The organism is Staphylococcus sp. HMSC06C11 (assembly GCF_001808345.1).
GTDB classification, from domain to species: Bacteria; Bacillota; Bacilli; order Staphylococcales; family Staphylococcaceae; genus Staphylococcus; species Staphylococcus capitis.
In genome coordinates, this window is the sequence record NZ_KV793047.1 from 194,354 (window position 1) to 214,123 (window position 19,770).

Annotated in this window: 18 protein-coding genes; 14 read left to right on the forward strand and 4 right to left on the reverse strand. The window is 32.0% G+C overall.

Annotation, left to right across the window (positions count from 1 at the left end; translation table 11 throughout):
• The first annotated feature begins 29 nt into the window (after positions 1 to 29).
• Together clpB and HMPREF3154_RS09365 are read left to right on the forward strand one after the other, a co-directional pair.
• The gene (clpB, locus tag HMPREF3154_RS09360) at positions 30 to 2,642 is read left to right on the forward strand and encodes an ATP-dependent chaperone ClpB (protein ID WP_023350594.1); all 2,613 of its coding nucleotides are present in this window, start codon (positions 30 to 32) and stop codon (positions 2,640 to 2,642) included.
• A gap of 600 nt (positions 2,643 to 3,242) precedes the next feature.
• A complete protein-coding gene (locus HMPREF3154_RS09365) occupies positions 3,243 to 3,758 on the forward strand; it encodes a YbhB/YbcL family Raf kinase inhibitor-like protein (RefSeq protein WP_023350592.1) in 516 nt (171 codons plus the stop codon).
• 111 nt (positions 3,759 to 3,869) lie between these two features.
• Here the strand turns inward: HMPREF3154_RS09365 and HMPREF3154_RS09370 are convergent, their stop codons facing one another.
• Positions 3,870 to 4,064 carry a YjzD family protein gene (locus HMPREF3154_RS09370; protein WP_002433216.1) on the reverse strand — a complete coding sequence of 65 codons (195 nt, stop codon included), beginning with the start codon at positions 4,062 to 4,064 and terminating at the stop codon, positions 3,870 to 3,872.
• 305 nt (positions 4,065 to 4,369) lie between these two features.
• Between HMPREF3154_RS09370 and HMPREF3154_RS09375 the strand changes: the two genes are divergently transcribed.
• The 7 genes from HMPREF3154_RS09375 to opp4C all read left to right on the forward strand — a co-directional run bounded on the left by HMPREF3154_RS09375 (position 4,370) and on the right by opp4C (position 12,556).
• Positions 4,370 to 5,311 (forward strand): beta-ketoacyl-ACP synthase III, encoded by a 942-nt coding sequence (locus tag HMPREF3154_RS09375; RefSeq protein ID WP_070474693.1) that lies wholly within the window; start codon positions 4,370 to 4,372, stop codon positions 5,309 to 5,311.
• An 11-nt stretch (positions 5,312 to 5,322) separates the two neighbouring features.
• Positions 5,323 to 6,567 carry a beta-ketoacyl-ACP synthase II gene (gene fabF, locus HMPREF3154_RS09380; RefSeq protein ID WP_023350591.1) on the forward strand — a complete coding sequence of 415 codons (1,245 nt, stop codon included), beginning with the start codon at positions 5,323 to 5,325 and terminating at the stop codon, positions 6,565 to 6,567.
• Positions 6,568 to 6,969: 402 nt separating this feature from the next.
• Positions 6,970 to 8,682: an oligopeptide ABC transporter substrate-binding protein gene (gene opp4A, locus HMPREF3154_RS09385; protein ID WP_023350590.1), complete on the forward strand. Its 1,713-nt coding sequence runs from the start codon at positions 6,970 to 6,972 to the stop codon at positions 8,680 to 8,682.
• Between the two features lie 52 nt (positions 8,683 to 8,734).
• On the forward strand, positions 8,735 to 9,727 hold the full coding sequence (locus HMPREF3154_RS09390; RefSeq protein ID WP_023350589.1) for an ABC transporter ATP-binding protein: 993 nt from the start codon (positions 8,735 to 8,737) through the stop codon (positions 9,725 to 9,727).
• Complete coding sequence (locus tag HMPREF3154_RS09395) at positions 9,720 to 10,703, forward strand: ABC transporter ATP-binding protein (protein WP_023350588.1); 984 nt, start codon at positions 9,720 to 9,722, stop codon at positions 10,701 to 10,703. The genes HMPREF3154_RS09390 and HMPREF3154_RS09395 overlap by 8 nt, the downstream gene beginning before the upstream one ends.
• Positions 10,696 to 11,658 (forward strand): oligopeptide ABC transporter permease, encoded by a 963-nt coding sequence (gene opp4B, locus HMPREF3154_RS09400; protein WP_023350587.1) that lies wholly within the window; start codon positions 10,696 to 10,698, stop codon positions 11,656 to 11,658. The genes HMPREF3154_RS09395 and opp4B overlap by 8 nt, the downstream gene beginning before the upstream one ends.
• Positions 11,659 to 11,665: 7 nt before the next feature.
• The gene (gene opp4C, locus HMPREF3154_RS09405; RefSeq protein ID WP_023350586.1) at positions 11,666 to 12,556 is read left to right on the forward strand and encodes an oligopeptide ABC transporter permease; all 891 of its coding nucleotides are present in this window, start codon (positions 11,666 to 11,668) and stop codon (positions 12,554 to 12,556) included.
• A gap of 56 nt (positions 12,557 to 12,612) precedes the next feature.
• Here opp4C and trpS read toward each other — a convergent pair whose 3' ends face one another.
• Positions 12,613 to 13,602 carry a tryptophan--tRNA ligase gene (gene trpS, locus HMPREF3154_RS09410; protein WP_002433373.1) on the reverse strand — a complete coding sequence of 330 codons (990 nt, stop codon included), beginning with the start codon at positions 13,600 to 13,602 and terminating at the stop codon, positions 12,613 to 12,615.
• 290 nt (positions 13,603 to 13,892) lie between these two features.
• Here trpS and spxA point away from each other — a divergent pair, with 290 nt between their 5' ends.
• From spxA to pepF, 5 genes are all read left to right on the forward strand, one after another.
• Positions 13,893 to 14,288 (forward strand): transcriptional regulator SpxA, encoded by a 396-nt coding sequence (gene spxA, locus HMPREF3154_RS09415; protein ID WP_001829294.1) that lies wholly within the window; start codon positions 13,893 to 13,895, stop codon positions 14,286 to 14,288.
• Positions 14,289 to 14,541: 253 nt separating this feature from the next.
• Positions 14,542 to 15,264 carry an adaptor protein MecA gene (gene mecA, locus HMPREF3154_RS09420; protein WP_002433124.1) on the forward strand — a complete coding sequence of 241 codons (723 nt, stop codon included), beginning with the start codon at positions 14,542 to 14,544 and terminating at the stop codon, positions 15,262 to 15,264.
• Between the two features lie 115 nt (positions 15,265 to 15,379).
• Entirely contained in the window at positions 15,380 to 15,940 is a 561-nt protein-coding gene (locus HMPREF3154_RS11695) for a competence protein CoiA (RefSeq protein ID WP_256275676.1), read from the forward strand.
• A 146-nt stretch (positions 15,941 to 16,086) separates the two neighbouring features.
• On the forward strand, positions 16,087 to 16,356 hold the full coding sequence (locus HMPREF3154_RS11700) for a hypothetical protein (protein WP_256275677.1): 270 nt from the start codon (positions 16,087 to 16,089) through the stop codon (positions 16,354 to 16,356).
• A gap of 44 nt (positions 16,357 to 16,400) precedes the next feature.
• Positions 16,401 to 18,209, forward strand: a complete 1,809-nt coding sequence (pepF, locus tag HMPREF3154_RS09430; protein WP_023350584.1) for an oligoendopeptidase F — start codon at positions 16,401 to 16,403, stop codon at positions 18,207 to 18,209.
• 337 nt (positions 18,210 to 18,546) lie between these two features.
• Here pepF and yjbH read toward each other — a convergent pair whose 3' ends face one another.
• A complete protein-coding gene (yjbH, locus tag HMPREF3154_RS09435) occupies positions 18,547 to 19,338 on the reverse strand; it encodes a protease adaptor protein YjbH (protein ID WP_002433191.1) in 792 nt (263 codons plus the stop codon).
• Positions 19,339 to 19,354: 16 nt separating this feature from the next.
• Positions 19,355 to 19,726, reverse strand: a complete 372-nt coding sequence (locus tag HMPREF3154_RS09440; protein WP_070474717.1) for a truncated hemoglobin YjbI — start codon at positions 19,724 to 19,726, stop codon at positions 19,355 to 19,357.
• Positions 19,727 to 19,770 lie beyond the last annotated feature (44 nt).

Sequence of the window (19,770 nt, forward strand, 5' to 3'; positions counted from 1 at the left end):
CCTACTCTAAATAATAGAGGTGATAACAATTGGATATTAATCAAATGACGTATGCTGTTCAAGGAGCTTTACAAAAAGCCGTTGAAGCAAGCAAAGAATATGAATTACAAAATATTGAAATCGAAGCTTTATTAAAAGCTGCTTTAGAAGAAAATGAAAGTTTGTTTAAAAGCGTATTAGAAAGAGCAAATATTGATGTTGATCAATTAACGAAAGCTTATGAAAATAAATTAAAAAATTATCCAACAGTACAAGGCGATAATGTTCAATATGGTCAGTATATAAGTCAAAAAGCGAATGATTTACTAAATAAAGCTGAAACTTATATGAAAGAATATGATGATGAATTTATTTCTATGGAACATTTATTGCGTGCTGCAATGGATATTGATGAAACGACTCAACAATATGTCGGAAATAAAACTGAAGTTATTAAAGAAATCATTACTAAAATTAGAGGAGGAAATCATGTGACATCTCAAAATCCTGAAGTAAATTACGAAGCTTTAGAAAAATATGGTCGCGACTTAGTAGAAGAAGTTCGCCAAGGAAAAATGGATCCTGTTATTGGTAGAGATGAAGAAATACGTAACTCTATCCGTATTTTAAGTCGTAAAACTAAAAACAATCCCGTACTTATTGGTGAGCCCGGTGTAGGTAAAACAGCTATAGTTGAAGGTCTAGCACAACGTATAGTTAAAAAAGACGTTCCTGAATCATTGTTAGATAAAACCATTTTCGAATTAGATTTAAGTGCCTTAGTAGCTGGAGCGAAATATAGAGGGGAATTCGAAGAACGACTTAAAGCTGTGCTTAAAGAAGTAAAAGAATCAGAAGGTCGAATTATTCTCTTCATTGACGAAATTCACATGTTAGTAGGCGCTGGTAAAACTGATGGCGCAATGGACGCTGGGAATATGCTTAAACCAATGTTAGCACGTGGTGAATTGCATTGTATTGGAGCAACTACACTTAATGAGTATCGAGAATATATTGAGAAAGATTCCGCTTTAGAACGTCGATTCCAAAAAGTTGGTGTGAGTGAACCTGATGTAGAAGATACTATATCCATTTTACGTGGTTTGAAAGAACGCTATGAAGTTTATCATGGTGTGCGTATTCAAGACCGCGCTTTAGTTGCAGCTGCAGAATTATCCGATAGATATATAACTGATAGATTCTTACCTGATAAAGCAATTGACTTAGTCGATCAAGCTTGCGCTACAATTCGCACTGAAATGGGATCTAACCCAACTGAATTAGATCAAGTCAACCGTCGTGTAATGCAATTAGAAATTGAAGAAAGTGCTTTAAAAAATGAATCAGACAACGCAAGTAAACATCGTTTAGAGGAATTGCAAGAAGAGTTATCTAATGAAAAAGAAAAACAAGCTTCTTTACAATCTCGTGTAGAACAAGAAAAAGAAAAAATTGCAAAAGTACAAGGAAAACGTGCAGAATTAGACCGTAGCCGACAAGCTCTAGAAGATGCTCAAACTAAAGGTAATCTTGAAAAAGCTGCCGAACTACAATATGGTACAATTCCTCAATTAGAAAAAGAATTAAAAGAATTCGAAGAGGCTTATCAAGATGAAACAGGTGAGGATAGCGAAAGAATGATTCGTGAAGTTGTATCAGATGAAGAAATTGGAGATATTGTAAGCCAATGGACAGGCATTCCAGTATCTAAACTTGTAGAAACTGAAAGAGAAAAACTTCTTAGCTTAAGTGACATCTTGCACGAACGTGTCGTAGGTCAAGATAAAGCAGTTGATTTAGTATCTGATGCCGTTGTTCGAGCACGTGCAGGTATCAAAGATCCTAATAGACCTATCGGTAGTTTCCTATTCTTAGGACCAACTGGGGTAGGTAAAACTGAATTAGCCAAATCACTTGCAGCATCATTATTTGATTCTGAAAAACACATGATTCGTATTGATATGAGTGAATATATGGAGAAACATGCTGTCTCTCGTTTAATTGGTGCGCCTCCAGGTTATGTAGGCCATGATGAAGGTGGACAATTAACTGAAGCAGTCAGACGAAATCCTTATTCAGTTATTTTATTAGATGAAGTAGAAAAAGCGCACAGCGATGTCTTCAATGTGCTACTTCAAATATTAGATGAAGGTCGACTTACTGACTCTAAAGGACGCAGTGTTGATTTCAAAAATACAATTATCATCATGACAAGTAATATTGGATCACAAGTGTTACTTGAAAACGTTAAAGACGCTGGAGAAATTAGCGAAAGTACTGAGAAAGCGGTAATGGATAGTTTACATGCTTATTTCAAACCTGAAATCTTAAACCGTATGGATGATATTGTATTATTTAAACCATTATCAGTTAGTGATATGAGTATGATTGTCGATAAAATCTTAACTCAATTAAACATTAGATTATTAGAGCAACGAATCTCAATTGAAGTATCTGATAAAGCTAAAAAATGGCTAGGTGAAGAGGCTTATGAACCACAATTCGGTGCTAGACCATTAAAACGCTTTGTTCAAAGACAAATCGAAACACCACTTGCCCGCATGATGATTAAAGAAAGCCTACCTGAAGGTACAACAATTAAAGTAGATTTAAATTCTGACAATGAATTACAATTTGACATTGAAAAACCAGAAAGAATTTAATTAAATAGAATGAATCAAACAAAGATCCAAGAAAGTGTGTGCAAGTCACTTTCTTGGATTTATTTTTTAAAGTTGCTCTTTCTTTATAAATGATTTAAATGTATCAATAAAATTCTCCAAATATTTGGTTTTCTTTCTATAATAAATATAAGTATAAGAGACAGGAGGAACAATATGTTCTGATTTATTAATTAATAAGTTGAAATCGTTTATATATTATCTTGCTATACTATATCTGGGTACTTAGCTTCTAAATATTTAATAGAATATTTAAACTTTAAATATCTTTCGGAGATATCTTTATTAGCGTTTTTAGTGTTATTTTTTACTGGTCAAATAAAATTAATTATAATAAGTATGGTATTTTTAGGTATATCTTCAGGATTAACCCGACCTCAAACTATAAAAGGAATATCAAATACTTCTTATTTAAAGCAAGTTTTAAATAATGCTGAAAACTTATACTTCATTATAAATACATCTTTTTTATATTAGGTGGTTATTTATATTCTCTCGGAACCATTCAATACGTTCTGTTGTATATATTGATGCTTTATATCATTTGTATAATAATAATTATATTACTAAGGAGAAGACAACATGATAATCAACACTAATTTTAAAAACAACATTATATCTTATGACTATGCTGCAGGTGCACAACCTACTCATCTAATACATAATAACCCAATTAAATCTTTTCCATTTACTGTAGAAGATTTACCATTCGGTACAAAATATATTGCTTGGACATTAATAGATTATGATGCTATTCCAGTATGTGGCTTCCCGTGGATTCATTGGGCAGTTGCTAACGTGAGTGTAAATAGCGATACAATAGATATTGTTGAAGACCTTTCTAGAATTAAAGGTGACTTTGTACAAAGTAAGAACAGCTTTGCAACAGGTTTATTAGCTGAAGACTTTTCAGATATTGATAATTATTATGTAGGGCCTACGCCTCCAGACAAAGATCATTACTATGAACTTGTAGTTTATGCTTTAAGTGAAAAGCTTAATTTAAAAAATACTTTCTATTTAAATGAATTATTACATCAAGTTGATTCTAAATTATTAGATAAAGCAAAAATTAATTTAGTAGGTAGAAAAGTTTAAGGGATAGGGCATCTTCCTCATAAACAATAATAAAACTCCATTTTGGTAAAAAAAAGACGAGAATACGTATGAACAATTAAGTCATCGTATCTCGTCTTTTTATAAATATTACTATGAATCGTATTGATCTGAACCTTTGCTTGGTTTCATAACCGCACCTAAAATAGCGATAAAAATTGTGAATACAACAGCCATAATGATTGGATTAATTACATTAAGCGCTGGACCACTGTTAAGGCTATTCAATACGAAGTTAACCATTTCAAGCAATAATACTGCCCAAATAAATGTCATGAGGTATTTCATTGCCTATAACCTCCGCTTATAAAATCGATAACTCTATTTTAAGTGAAATATTTAAGTTTGTATAGTAGTAATCAAGGATTAAGTCCTATAATTTTAACCTTTTTAGGATTAAGGATATCATACAATTATTATGAGCAAATTGTTGTTATTAATCACTTAAGCTATTTAAAGGTTTTGAGGTCATAGATAAGCCTAAAACGCTACTTTTGAAAAGAGGTATAAAAATGAATCTACTTGAGTTTGAAAACAAAAATGTGTTAAATTAATACCTGGTATTAAAAATTTATTTAAGAAGGTGTACGACCATGAACGTGGGTATTAAAGGTTTCGGTGCTTATGCTCCGGAAAACATTGTAGACAATGCCTATTTTGAACAATTTTTAGAAACTTCAGATGAATGGATTTCTAAAATGACTGGTATTAAAGAAAGACACTGGGCAGATGAAGATCAAGACACATCTGACTTAGCGTACAATGCGAGTGTTAAAGCAATTGAAGATGCTGGAATTCAACCAGAAGATATAGACATGATTATTGTAGCAACTGCAACAGGTGATATGCCGTTTCCTAGCGTAGCTAATATACTACAAGAACGTTTAGGAACTGGCAAAGTAGCAACTATGGATCAACTTGCTGCTTGTTCTGGATTTATGTATTCAATGATTACTGCTAAACAATATATTCAATCTGGTGATTATAAAAATATATTAGTTGTAGGTGCTGACAAACTATCCAAAATAACGGATTTAACTGACCGTTCAACTGCTGTCTTATTTGGTGATGGTGCTGGTGCAGTAGTGATGGGTGGAGTTTCTGAAGGCCGTGGAATCATCAGTTATGAAATGGGTTCTGATGGTAGCGGTGGAAAATATTTATATTTAGACAAAGAAACTGGTAAATTAAAAATGAATGGCAGAGAAGTATTTAAATTTGCTGTAAGAATCATGGGTGATGCATCAACACGTGTAGTAGATAAAGCAGGTTTAACGTCAGATGACATTGATTTATTTATCCCTCATCAAGCAAATATTCGCATTATGGAATCTGCGAGAGAGAGATTGGGTATAGAAAAAGAGAAAATGAGTGTTTCGGTGAATAAATATGGTAATACTTCAGCTGCTTCTATACCTTTAAGTATCAATCAAGAGTTACAAAACGGAAAAATTAAAGATGACGATACTTTAGTCTTAGTTGGCTTCGGCGGAGGCTTAACATGGGGCGCAATCGTTATCAAATGGGGAAAATAGGAGGATAACGTATGAGTAAAAATAATAGAGTTGTTATAACGGGTATCGGAGCCTTATCTCCAATCGGTAACGATGCTAAAACAACATGGGCAAACGCATTAAAAGGAGTAAATGGTATCGATAAAATTACACGTTTAGATACCGAAAAATATAATGTTCATCTTGCAGGTGAGCTAAAGGACTTTAATATTGAAGATCATATTGATAAAAAAGAAGCACGTCGTATGGATCGTTTCACACAATATGCCGTTGTTGCTGCGAGAGAAGCGGTACAAGATGCGAAGTTAGATATCAATGATCAAACAGCTAATAGAATTGGTGTTTGGATTGGTTCAGGTATTGGTGGCATGGAAACATTTGAAACTGCGCATACTACACTTGTTGAAAGAGGACCACGTCGCGTAAGCCCGTTCTTTGTACCAATGTTAATTCCTGACATGGCTACTGGACAAGTTTCAATAGACTTAGGTGCTAAAGGTCCGAATGGTGCTACGGTTACAGCTTGTGCAACTGGTACAAATTCAATTGGTGAAGCATTTAAAATCATCCAGCGTGGTGACGCTGATGCGATGATTACAGGTGGTACTGAAGCTCCAATTACTCACATGGCAATTGCTGGGTTTAGCGCAAGTCGAGCTTTATCTACAAATGATGATAAAGAAACAGCTTGTCGCCCATTCCAAGAAGGCCGTGATGGTTTTGTCATGGGTGAAGGTGCAGGTATCGTGGTTATAGAATCATTAGATTCTGCTAAAGCGCGTGGAGCTGAAATTTATGCTGAAATCGTTGGTTATGGTTCTACTGGAGATGCATATCATATCACAGCACCAGCTCCAGAAGGTGAAGGCGGTTCAAGAGCTATGCAAGCTGCCTTAGACGATGCAGGTATTGAAGCAAAAGACGTTCAATACTTAAACGCGCATGGTACGAGTACGCCTGTAGGCGATTTATATGAAGTTAAAGCTATCCAAAATACATTTGGAGAAGCTGCAAAATCTCTAAAAGTAAGTTCAACAAAATCAATGACCGGTCACTTATTAGGTGCAACAGGTGGTATTGAAGCCATCTTCTCAGCACTATCAATTAGAGACTCTAAAGTCGCACCTACCATTCACGCGGTCACACCAGATGAAGAATGCGATTTAGATTTCGTTCCTAATAAAGCTGAAGACTTAGATATTACTTATGCTATGAGTAATAGTTTAGGCTTCGGTGGACATAACGCTGTATTAGTATTTAAGAAATTTCAAGACTAATTGAACATAAATAAAAATCTTCAAGTGAGTTTATAGATGGCTCACTTGAAGATTTTTTATATGGAAAAAGAAATAACAATTTTAATTACCAAGGACATATATTTTATAATTTAATAGGTTTCTCTTTATACTACAGTCTTATAATAAATCTTTCTACGAGTTTTGAATCTTTACATCTCACAAAATTATCAATCCTACAGGTTTCCTAAATATTAATGGAAACTAAGGAGAAATAAGTAGACTTATATTTAAACTATTCATATAAATTCAATGATTTTAATTTTAAAATTAGTGAAGATACTTAGTAAATAAATTAACAGAATATTCTAAAAATACACTTGTAATATAATTTATTAATAGTAAACTGTAAAAAGCAACTAAGAATCAACAGGAGGGAATTGGATGAAAAAATGCTTTAAGTATTTAAGTTTATTTTTAGTGATTATACTAGTGCTTAGTGGCTGTGGTAAAGGTAAACAAGAAGATGCATCTAGTGATGAGAGTAAGACAGCTTCGTCCGAGCATAAAGGCGGAGTCTTGAAAGTTGGAATGCCAGCCGCGCCAACTGGAGTTTATTCTTCTGTACTAAGTTCTGATCACACAGATTTTACAGTTGAAAGTTATTTCAATGAAGCTTTAATGAAAATTGATAAAAAAATTAAACCAAAACCATATATCGCATCATGGAAAGATATAGATCCTGGTAAAAAGATTGAGTTTAAGATTAAAAAAGGAATCAAATGGCATGATGGTAATAAATTTACTATAGATGATAGGATTTATACTTTAGATGTATTAGCTAATAAAGATTATGATGGTCAATACTATCCTTCTGTGGAAAATATTAAAGGAGCAAAAGAAGTACATGAAGGAAAAGCAGATCATATTAGTGGTTTAAAAAAATTAGACAACTATACTATGGAAGTTACATTTGATAAGAAAAAACTTAACTATCTTACAGGATTTGTTGGCGGACCGTTACTAAGTAAAAAATATCTTAGTGATATACCAGTAAAAGATTTGTCTAAATCTGACAAAATACGTAAGCATCCTATTGGAATTGGTCCTTACAAAGTTAAAAAAATAGTGGCTGGAGAAGCTATTCAGTTAGAAAGATTTGATGATTATTGGCAAGGAAAACCAGCTCTAGATAAGATTGAATTAAAAGTAGTAGATCAACCGCAAATGATTAAAGCTTTAGAAAAAGGAGATATTGATTTAGTTGATGACGCCACTGGACCCATGGCTAAAGAAGCTAAAAAATCTAAAAACAATTTAAAAGTTTTATCTACTCCAAGTCTAGATTATGCAATTATTGGCTTTGTTTCTCATGATTATGATAAAGCTAAAAACAAAACTGGAAAAGTTAGACCAAAATACGAGAATAAAGAGCTAAGACAGGCTTTATTATATGCGATAGACAGAGAAAAGAGGGTTAAAGCATTCTTTAATGGTTATGGTTCAGTAATTAACTCATTTGTTCCAAGTACGGAATGGATTGCAGCTGATCCTAAAGATTTAAAAGATTACAAATATGATCCTGAAAAATCTAAAAAAATCTTAGATAAGTTAGGTTATAAAGATAGAGATGGGGATGGTTTCAGAGAAGATCCAAATGGAAAACCTTTTGTAATTAACCTCAAACATTACGCTGGAACAAATCCTACTTTTGAACCTAGAACAGCAGCTATTAAAGATTTTTGGGAAAAAGTTGGTTTAAAAACTAAAGTAAAATTAGTTGAATTTGGTAAATATAATGATGACTTAGCCGATGCCTCTAAAAATATGGAAGTTTATTTCAGAAGTTGGGCGGGTGGAACTGATCCAGATCCTTCAGACTTATATCATACTGATAGACCTCAAAATGAAATGAGAACCGTTCTACCAAAATCAGATAAGCTTTTAGATGATGCTTTAGATTTCGATAAAGTTGGCACAGATGAAAAGAAACGTAAAGAACTTTATGTTAAATGGCAACAATATATGAATGAGGAACTACCAGCTCTGCCTATGCTACAGATGAAATCAATCGCTATAACTAATAATAAAGTACGCAATTATGATATTCAATTAGGTACTGAAGCACAATTCTATAAAGTGACAAAAGATAATTAATTTAAGTAAACCTCGACCAAATGTCGGGGTTTATTTTTAAGGGGGGATAAGAATGGAGCATCTTTTAGAAGTTAAGGAACTTGAAACATCACTTCTAATTAATAAGCAATGGTTTCCAACTATCGATAAAGTAAGCTTTAAATTAGATAAAGGAGAAGTTTTGGGTATCGTTGGTGAATCTGGATGTGGGAAATCTATACTAAATAAATCAATTATCAAATTATTACCTGAAAAGATTTCAAAAATTACTAATGGTGAAGTTCTTTTTGAAGGAAAAAGAATAGATAAATATAGCGAGAAGGAATTCTTAAATATTAGAGGTAACGATATTGGAATGATATTTCAAGAACCAATGACAGCATTAAACCCAGTTTTTAAAATAAAGAATCAAATAATTGAGAGTATATTAGTGCATCAGAAGAAATCTAAAAAAGAAGCCTATAAAGAAGCTAAGGAATTACTTTTGAAAGTTGGAATTTCTAGACAGGATGAGGTGCTTAATAGTTATCCTCATCAACTTTCAGGTGGTATGAGACAAAGGGTTATGATAGCTATGGCCATTTGTTGTTCACCTAAATTATTAATTGCAGATGAACCAACTACTGCATTAGATGTAACTATACAAGCTCAAATATTAGATTTATTAAAAAATATACAAAATGATACTCAAATGTCTATTATTTTAATTACTCACGATTTAAGTGTAGTTTCGGAATTTTGCGATAAAGTAATGGTAATGTACGCAGGTCAAATTGTAGAATATGGAGATTTAAAATCTATACTAAACAAGCCTAAACATCCTTATACAAAAAAATTATTAAAAACAATTCCTACTTTAGAAGATGAACGGGATAGATTAGAAACTATTGAAGGAATCGTACCATCTATCACTGATTTTCAGTTAGATAAGTGCAGATTTGCTAATAGATGTGATGAAAAGATTGAAGTATGTGACTCTCAATGTCCGAAAATGACTCATGTTGATAGTTCTCTAGTTCGTTGCCATTTATATCAAAATCAAAGTGAGGAAGAACATCATGAATAACATATTAGATGTGCAAAATGTAAAAAAATACTATGAATTAAAAACTGGTTTATTTCAAAAAAATCAATATGTTAAAGCTGTAGATGACATTTCATTTTCTATCAAAGAAGGACAAACATTTGGCTTAGTGGGAGAGTCAGGATGTGGGAAATCAACTATTGGTAAGACAATTGTGAGGTTAGAAAATGTTACGAGTGGAGACATTAAGTTATGTGGGGAAAATATTACTCATTTGAAAGGAAAGAATTTAAGAGAAGCTCGTCAAAATTTTCAAATGATATTTCAAGATCCCTATGCATCATTAAATCCTATGCAAATGGTTGGAAACATTATTGCTGAACCACTACTTAATTATAAAAAAGTCTCTAAAGCAGAAGTAAAGAAAGAAGTTGTGCATTTATTAAAATGTGTAGGTCTTAGTGAAGAAGCATACTTTAAGTATGCTCATGAATTTTCAGGAGGACAGCGACAACGTATTGGAATAGCAAGAGCTATTGCTCTAAGACCGAAGCTAATAGTTGCCGACGAACCGGTAAGTGCATTAGATGTGTCGGTTCAATCTCAAGTATTAAATATTTTAAAAGATTTACAAGATGAATTTAAATTAAGTTATCTTTTTATTGCACATGATTTAAGTGTAGTTAAACACATTAGTGACATCATAGGTGTCATGTATTTAGGTAATATGGTTGAAATAGCTTCTCATGAAGAAATTTATACAAAACCTTTACATCCTTATACACAAGCACTCATTTCTTCTATACCTCAATTTAATCAAGAAAAAAAGAACAGAGTAATCTTGAAGGGAGAGTTACCTTCACCAAGTAATCCACCAAGTGGATGTCCTTTCCAAACTAGATGCCCTTTGGTTCAAGATAAATGTAGGAGAGAGAAACCTAAACTGAAAGAAATAATTAAAGATCATCAAGTAGCTTGTTTTTATCCAAACCATGTAGGGAGTGTAGCTAATGTTTAAGTTAATAATAAAAAGACTAGGTCTAATGATTCCATTGCTCATTATAATTTCGATGGTAGTTTTTGCATTAGCAATTATACAACCGGGTGATCCTTTTTCAGGACAACATGGTACGAATATTAAACAAGAAGCATTAGATGCTCAACGAGAAAAATTAGGTCTTAATGACTCAATACCACAACAATATATTAGATGGGCAAATAATATTATTCATGGAGATTTTGGTGAATCAATCAAGTATAAAAGACCAGTAATGGATCTCATTAAAGAGAGACTACCCAATACCATTCTTTTAGGTAGTGTATCTCTCATTATTACCTATATTATTTCTTTTACTTTAGGAATAGTATCTGGAAGATATGCATATACGATTAGTGATTACTCAATACAAGTATTTAACTACATAATGCTAGCTATTCCTTCTTTTATAGCAGGTGTATTTGCAATATTTTTCTTTGCCTTTCAATTAAATTTATTTCCTTTCCAAGGTTCTGTTGATATTAATGTTCAAGAAGGTACGTTCTCATACTATATAAACAAGCTTTATCATACGATTTTACCAGCGGTTACATTGGGATTGTTATCTACTGCAGGTTATATACAATATTTACGTAATGATATTATTGAAAATTCGCAAAAAGATTATGTATTAACTGCTCGATCTAAAGGACTTTCTACAAATCGAATTTATATGAAGCATATTTTGAGAAATTCTTTAATTCCAATAATTACTTTTCTAGGGGCTGACATAGTTAGTATATTGGGTGGAGCTGTAATTACAGAAACTATTTTCTCTTATAACGGTATTGGAAAATTGTTTTTAGAGTCAGTAACAGGACAAGATTACCCAGTTATGATGGCAATGACATTATTTTTCTCATTTTTAGGTTTGCTAGGAAACTTAATTTCAGATATTACGTATGGCTTTGTTGATCCACGAATACGAAGTAATTAATGAGAGGATGATTATCTTGAAGAAAAAACCAAATTCACCTTTTAAAATTTCTATGAAGAAATTTTATCATAACAAACTTGCGATGATTTCTTTATCATTTTTAATAATTGTTGCAATCATATCTATTATTGCTCCTTTAATAGCTCCTTTACCAATTAATAAACAAGATTTATTAAATATAAAAGGTGATATGTCTATTGAAAATTTGCTTGGTACTGATGCTGGTGGCAGAGATAACTTCAGTAGATTGTTATATGCGGGTAGGATTTCTCTTACTATAGGGTTTACGTCTACGGTAGGAATGCTTTTAATTGGAATATCAATTGGCGTTATTTCTGGGTATTTTGGTGGAGTATTAGATACTGTTCTAATGAGAATTACAGAGTTTGTTATGTTATTTCCATTTCTAATTTTTGCAATAGTACTCAATGCAGCATTAGGAGATAAAATAAAAAATCCCTATGGTTCAGCAATTATTTTAGTATTTGTAATCATAATACTGAGTTGGGGTGGTATTGCTAGACTTGTTAGGGGAAAAGTTTTGCAAGAAAAAGAGAATGAATACTTTTTAGCTGCACAATCAATTGGAACACCTACCTATAAAATTATACTAAAGCATTTATTACCTAATATTTTAAGTGTCGTAATTGTACAAGCAACATTAACTTTTGCAGGTATGATAGTTGTAGAATCAGGGCTTAGCTTTCTAGGATTTGGTATAAGTAAGTCTATTCCTTCTTGGGGAAATATGTTGAGTGATGCACAAGAGGGAGATGTATTAAGTGGTAAACCATGGATATGGATGCCTCCTGCTTTAATGATAACTTTGACTATTTTGAGTATCAATTTTGTCGGAGAGGGACTCAAAGATGCATTTAATCCTAAAGGAAGAAAATAAAAGTTTATAAAAAAAGTTACTGGAACTTTCCTTTCCAGTAACTTTTTTATTTTATATTATCTTTTACGTCCTAATCCCATAGCTTTTTCCATTTTTTTCAATGTTTTAAATGAAGCTTTATGAGCTTTGTCTCGCCCTTTATCCAAGATGTCATCTAAATCATCAGAATTGTAAAAGTTCTCATATTTCTCTTGGAAATTAATCAAGAAGTCTTTAACGATCTCTGCTAAGTCACCTTTAAATTTGCCATAACCTTCACCTTCGTATCTAACTTCAATATCTTTAATAGGTTCATCAGTTAGACCTGAATATATAGATAAAAGATTTGAAACACCTGGTTTATTTTCACGATCGAATTTAATAATGCCATCAGAATCCGTTACGGCACTTTTAATTTTTTTTGCTGCCACATTTGGCTCATCGAGTAGTGAAATAAAGTTTTTCTGATTATCATCACTTTTACTCATTTTCTTAGTTGGGTCTTGTAAACTCATCACACGTCCTCCAACTTTAGGCATGCGAATTTCTGGTTTTACTAAGACATCATTATAACGACTATTAAAACGATCTACTAAATTACGGGTAAGTTCCATATGTTGCTTTTGATCATCGCCAACTGGAACAATGTTAGTGTTATAAATTACTATATCTGCAGCCATAAGAGGTGGATATGTTAATAATCCTGCTGGCACACCATCAACCCGTTTTTGTGCTTTATCTTTAAATTGTGTCATACGTTCAAGTTCACCAATAGAAGCAATTGTTGTAAGCATCCAACCAGCTTGTACGTGTGCAGGGACTTCAGATTGAATAAATAAAGTAGATTTATCTGAGTCAATTCCTGTAGCTAAATATATTGCTGCTAATTGACGAATTTGTTTACGTAATTTCAAACGATCTTGTGGTACCGTTATGGCATGTTGGTCAACAATACAGAAAAAACAATCATAGTCATCTTGTACATCTACAAATTGTTTTAACGCACCTATGTAGTTGCCGATAGTAGGAATACCACTCGGTTGAATTCCTGAAAATAAAGTTTCCATATTAGATGCCTACTTTCTAATTAATATTGTTTAGATAACATTATAACAGTATTTCGTTAAAATGTAAGTTGTGTTAAAATATTAATATAACTGGGTATATACTAAAAGCGAATTAAAAATTTGATGAATTTCAAGATTTCTCAGAAAAATTAGGATTTTCTCATTTAATTTTAATCTTAGATAGTTATACTATTAAGTGTAAGATTAAGAAAGCTTAAAAATTCAATTTCTTAAATCGATAATAATATTAAAATAATGAATTTAATTCATTCTATAGGAGAGTGAGATGTATGGTAACATTATTTACTTCACCAAGTTGCACATCTTGCCGTAAAGCGAAAGCATGGTTACAAGAACATGACATTCCATATACGGAGCGTAACATTTTTTCTGAACATTTAACAATTGATGAAATTAAACAAATTTTAAAAATGACTGAAGACGGAACAGATGAAATTATTTCAACTCGTTCTAAAACATATCAAAAATTGAATGTAGATATTGATTCTTTACCTTTACAAGATTTATATTCTATTATTCAAGATAACCCAGGATTATTACGTCGTCCTATTATCTTAGACGACAAACGCTTGCAAGTTGGATATAACGAAGATGAAATTAGACGTTTCTTACCAAGAAAAGTTCGTACGTTCCAATTACAAGAAGCACAACGTTTAGTTGATTAATAACTAACATAACTATGTGATATTATCACTTTACTTAAAGATTAAGAACAACACTATTCATTGTTAATAGTGTTGTTTTTTGCATGTTATATTACCTTCTAAAGTAGTAGTTTTTTGTTAAATAAATAGGGAATATGTTAATATAGATTACCGATTAAAATTAGTTAAATTTAATCAAACAAATAGATTGTAATTTACGTTCCGTTCTAATACAATATGGTTACTATTCATCGACTGTAAGGAGTGAGATGATATGAGAATAGAACGCGTTGATGACACAACAGTTAAATTGTTTATAACATATAGCGACATTGAAGCACGAGGATTTAATCGTGAAGACTTATGGACTAACCGTAAACGCGGTGAAGAATTCTTCTGGTCAATGATGGATGAAATTAACGAAGAAGAAGATTTCGTGGTAGAAGGTCCATTATGGATTCAAGTACATGCTTTTGAAAAAGGCGTGGAAGTGACCATCTCTAAATCTAAAAATGAAGACGCAATGAACATGTCAGATGAAGATACAAATGATCAATTTGATGATCAAGTGAATGAATTATTAGCACAAACCTTAGATGGTGAAGATAATTTAGAAGAATTATTTGAGCAACGTCAACAACAGAAAAAAGCTGAACAACAGGCAAATAATCAACGAACTCATAAACGTGCTAACGTAAGAACTGTAATTGTTAAATTTGATGATTTAGAACATGTTATTAATTATGCATATCATAATAACCAAAATACTACTGAATATGAAGATTTATTATATATGATTGATAATCACTACTATTATTCAGTTCATTTTGATGACTCTGTAAGCCAAGAAACTATTAATGATAGCTATAGTCAATTATTAGAGTTTGCTTATCCAACAGATAAAACGGAAGTATACTTAAATGACTATGCCAAAATTATCATGAGTCATAATGTTACTTCTCAAGTTCGTAGATATTTTACAGACTCAGAAGAATAACACGATTTATCTCACAAGGTACCAAATTAAGGTGCCTTGTTTTTTTTATAAATTTTTAAAGTAAAAATTTTGTTCTCCTCGTTGTTATATATGAGGTGATGAAATGTTAATAGCAATGAATAGAATGAATGAGCGAGTTTTAGCGAAAAATGCGAAGAGAAATCAAATATATCGGTGTCCTTATTGTCTAGGGGAAGTTATATTACGACATGGAGTTAAAGTTATACCTCATTTTGCACATAAAGTTAAAAGTACTAGACTTTGTTATAAAGCTGAAACGTATAATCATTACCAATTAAAAATGCTATTAGCACAAAAATTTGAAGCAATAAATTATGATGTTGATATTGAACCCTTTTTTAAATGTATCAAGCAATATCCTGATTTAGTGATTAACCAAAGACACGCCATCGAAATTCAGTGTTCCACAATTAGTACGACTGAAATAATTGAAAGAACCCTTGGTTTAAAAAGTATAGGCTTAAAGGTTTATTGGATAATCAATGATGTGAAAAAAAGAGGGGATTTTATTGAACTTACACAATTTCAAACTACTTTTATTAATCCTATTCATCGTACCCTAATAACCTGGGACTTCACAAAATCAAGACTCATAGTTTACACGCACCTTCAAAATATCGCTGGAAAAAATTTATTTGCAAAAAACATACCATAAAAATTAAACAACTTTTCAATACATATCAATCAGAACAAGCACAAATCTATAAATTATCTAAAAGAACAATCAATAATTATATTCTACAGTGTAGAAGGAAAAATTCGGTTCTTGAACCAACTCTAAGTGCAATATATCAGCTACAAATGAATGATAATGAAGTATGTATAAATACAGGTTTTATATTTCCAAATCAAATATATATTGAAACACACCCAGTTGAATGGCAACTCAATTATCTATTATTAAGACGTAAATATGACAGACATCAAAGTTGTGACTTATTAATGTCTATCATTAAATTCAGATATTTCGCATACCATAAGTATCATAAGTTGACTATATTAAAAGATTTGTTAAATGACTTCGAGAAAATGTATTATAACAGATGTTTAAGCGTGCAAAACCAATCCTAAAATGAGAAAATTATATTATTGATATAATCAAGGAGGTTTACTTTATGAGTCAACAATTAACAAGAGAAGAGCAGGAACGTAAATATCCTGAGTATACATGGGACTTAACGACGATTTTCGAAAACGACGAGGCTTTTGAGGAGGCGTTCAAGGAAGTAGAGAATGAGTTAGGTAAGGAAGAACAATTCAAAGGACATTTAGGTGATAGTGCTGAAACTTTATATAATGCCTTAGCACTTGAAGATGAATTAGGAACTAAACTTGAAAAAGTCTATGTCTATGCTCATTTGAAGCAAGACCAAGATACTGCTAATGATAAATATACTGGTCTAGAAGCGCGTGCACATCAATTATTAATTAAATACAGTTCTGCATGGAGCTTTTTAGTGCCTGAAATTTTACAGTTAGATCAATCTACTATTGAACAATTTGTTTCCTCATTTGATAAATTAAAACAATATGAGTTCGACTTAAAATTAATTAACGAGAAACGTCCACACATTTTAGATGCAGACACAGAGAAACTATTAACAGAAGCACAAGATGCTTTATCTACACCTTCAAATGTTTATGGAATGTTTAGTAACGCAGACTTAGAATTTGAGGACGCCATTGATAAAGATGGGGAAGCACATCCGTTAACGCAAGGTACTTTTATAAAATATTTAGAGTCTGATGATCGTAAATTAAGAGAATCAGCATTTAGAAATGTATATAAAGCTTACGGTTCACATAACAATACACTAGGTGCAACGCTAGCAGGAGAAGTGAAGAAAAATGTATTTAATGCTCGAACTCATCATTATAATTCAGCTCGTGAGCGTGCTTTAAGTAACAATCATATCCCAGAGGCTGTATATGATAATTTAGTCAAAACAGTGCATAAGTATCTTCCATTACTTCACAGATACACTAAATTAAGAAAAGAGTTATTAGGTATTGAAGATTTAAAAATGTATGATCTCTACACACCTCTAGTTAAAGATGTGAAATTTGATATGCCATACGAAGAAGCTAAATCGTGGATGTTAAAAGCACTAGAACCAATGGGCGAAGAATATTTAAACGTTGTTAAAGAAGGTTTAGACAATCGATGGGTTGACGTCTATGAAAATAAAGGTAAACGCTCTGGAGGTTATTCTTCAGGAGCGCATCTTACAAATCCTTTCATTTTATTAAATTGGTCAGATACTGTTTCTGATTTATACACTTTAGTACATGAGTTTGGTCATTCAGCTCATAGTTATTTCAGTCGTCAAAATCAACCTTCAAACTTAAGTGATTATACGATATTCGTTGCAGAAGTCGCATCTACATGTAACGAAGCGCTTTTAAGTGACTATATGGATAAACATTTAGACGACCAGCGTCGATTGTTATTGTTAAATCAAGAATTAGAACGCTTTAGAGCTACTTTATTCCGTCAAACTATGTTCGCTGAATTTGAACATAAAATTCACCAAATCGAAGAGGCGGGCGAACCATTAACACCTAACCGAATGAATGAAGAGTATGCGAAGCTTAATAAGCAATACTTCGGAGATGCTGTTGAAACAGATGAAGATATTAGTAAAGAATGGTCACGTATACCACACTTCTATATGAATTATTATGTATATCAATACGCTACAGGTTATAGTGCAGCACAAAGTTTAAGTCATCAAATTTTATCAGAAGGTAAACCAGCTGTAGAAAGATATATTAATGAATTCTTGAAAAAAGGTAGCTCAAACTATCCAATAGAAATTCTAAAAAATGCAGGCGTAGATATGACTACACCTAAACCTATTGAAGAAGCGTGTGAAGTATTTGAACAAAAATTAGATGCATTTGAAAAACTTATGAAAGCTTAGTACGAGTGTATTCGCTTTCAATTTGAACAGATTGTGACAATTTATGTATATAATTAAACAAAGGTTGAAAAGGGGTATGCACCGTGTTATATTATGAACATGAAATTAATCACATAACAAACATACCCCTTTGTTTGAAGTGAAAAATTTCTCCCATCCCCTTTGTTTAGCGTCGTGTAATCAGACACGGCGTTTTTTTATATTTAATTTTAAAATACTATTTTCTGTTGTGTAAATTATACAGTTCCTATACATAAAAGAGTATAAGATGATTTTCAATATAAATACTAAAAGACGGCTAGTTTTATTTTACTAGCCGTCTTTTTGCATTAAATTATTAAGGCATTTTTGATTTCCAAAAATCGCCTTCTGGATATTGTAATTTCTCAACTTTTTGTTGTAAGGAAAGTTTTTTTAATTCTTTATTAAGTAACTTTTCTGGCCACTCGTAAATGGTTAAAAGTTCTTCCATCGTTACTAATTGTTTCTTTTGAATGTACACTTCTAATTTAGGTGGAAGATTCTTCTCAATAGGTTTTCCCATTAATTCGTTTATGATGTAAGTATAGATATGATATGGGTATAGACCTTCAACTTTTAAACCTTCTTCTTGGACGTCTTCACTAAAGAAAACAAGAGAGGGCGCTTGCTCAATGTCCATTTCTCTAGCAATATGGAGATCTACCTTTAGGCTATCAGTAAGCTTGCTCTTCTGTAAATCTTCCTTAAATACTTGATAATCAATACCTGCATTATTAATACAATCGCAAATCATATCTTCGGTAATGATATCGCGTTTAGGTATGATTTCATTTTGCATTAAATGAATAAATCTTTCAGCCCTCAAACGTCCTTGTAATTCAGCTGCTTTATATGCCAGAGCAATGTTATCGAAATCCGATGTACTTTGAGCCTGACACTTAGTTAAAACTTTCAAGGAAGGGTTTAAAATGTGTCTTACTCGGATATATTGATTATATTCAATTCTTAATTTTGATAATATAGCTGATAGCTTAAAACATTCTTTGCTAAAAGGATCAAAAAAAGAATAAATTTCTATTTTACTTACAGGTGATAGATTAGCATCTTCACGACTCTTGTTATCCAATATTCTTAATTCTTCAGCCATGTATTTTCACCTACAATTATTTTTCGGAATTTACCATGTGGTTTGCAGTTAAGCGTAATCTTTCAAATAAATACTCACCAACACCTGCAGGGAAATTTGCATATTGAATCGCAGTATACATATTTTCTAACCATGCATCTCGCTCATATTCAGTAATTGTAAATTCCATATGTCTTCTTTTTAACATGGGGTATCCATGTTCTTGAGTATATAAGTCAGGGCCGCCAAGAAATTGAGTTAAAAACTGTTTCTGCTTTCGGCTTGTTTCATTAAAGTCCCCTGGAAATAAATAATTAATACGATTGTCTCTTTCGACTAGATAATAGAAATAGTCAATCATTTGATACAGAGCGTCTTGACCTACTAACTCATAAGGTGTTTTAGACATAATATCACCGTGTTCCATTAATATATATCTAATATAACATGAAT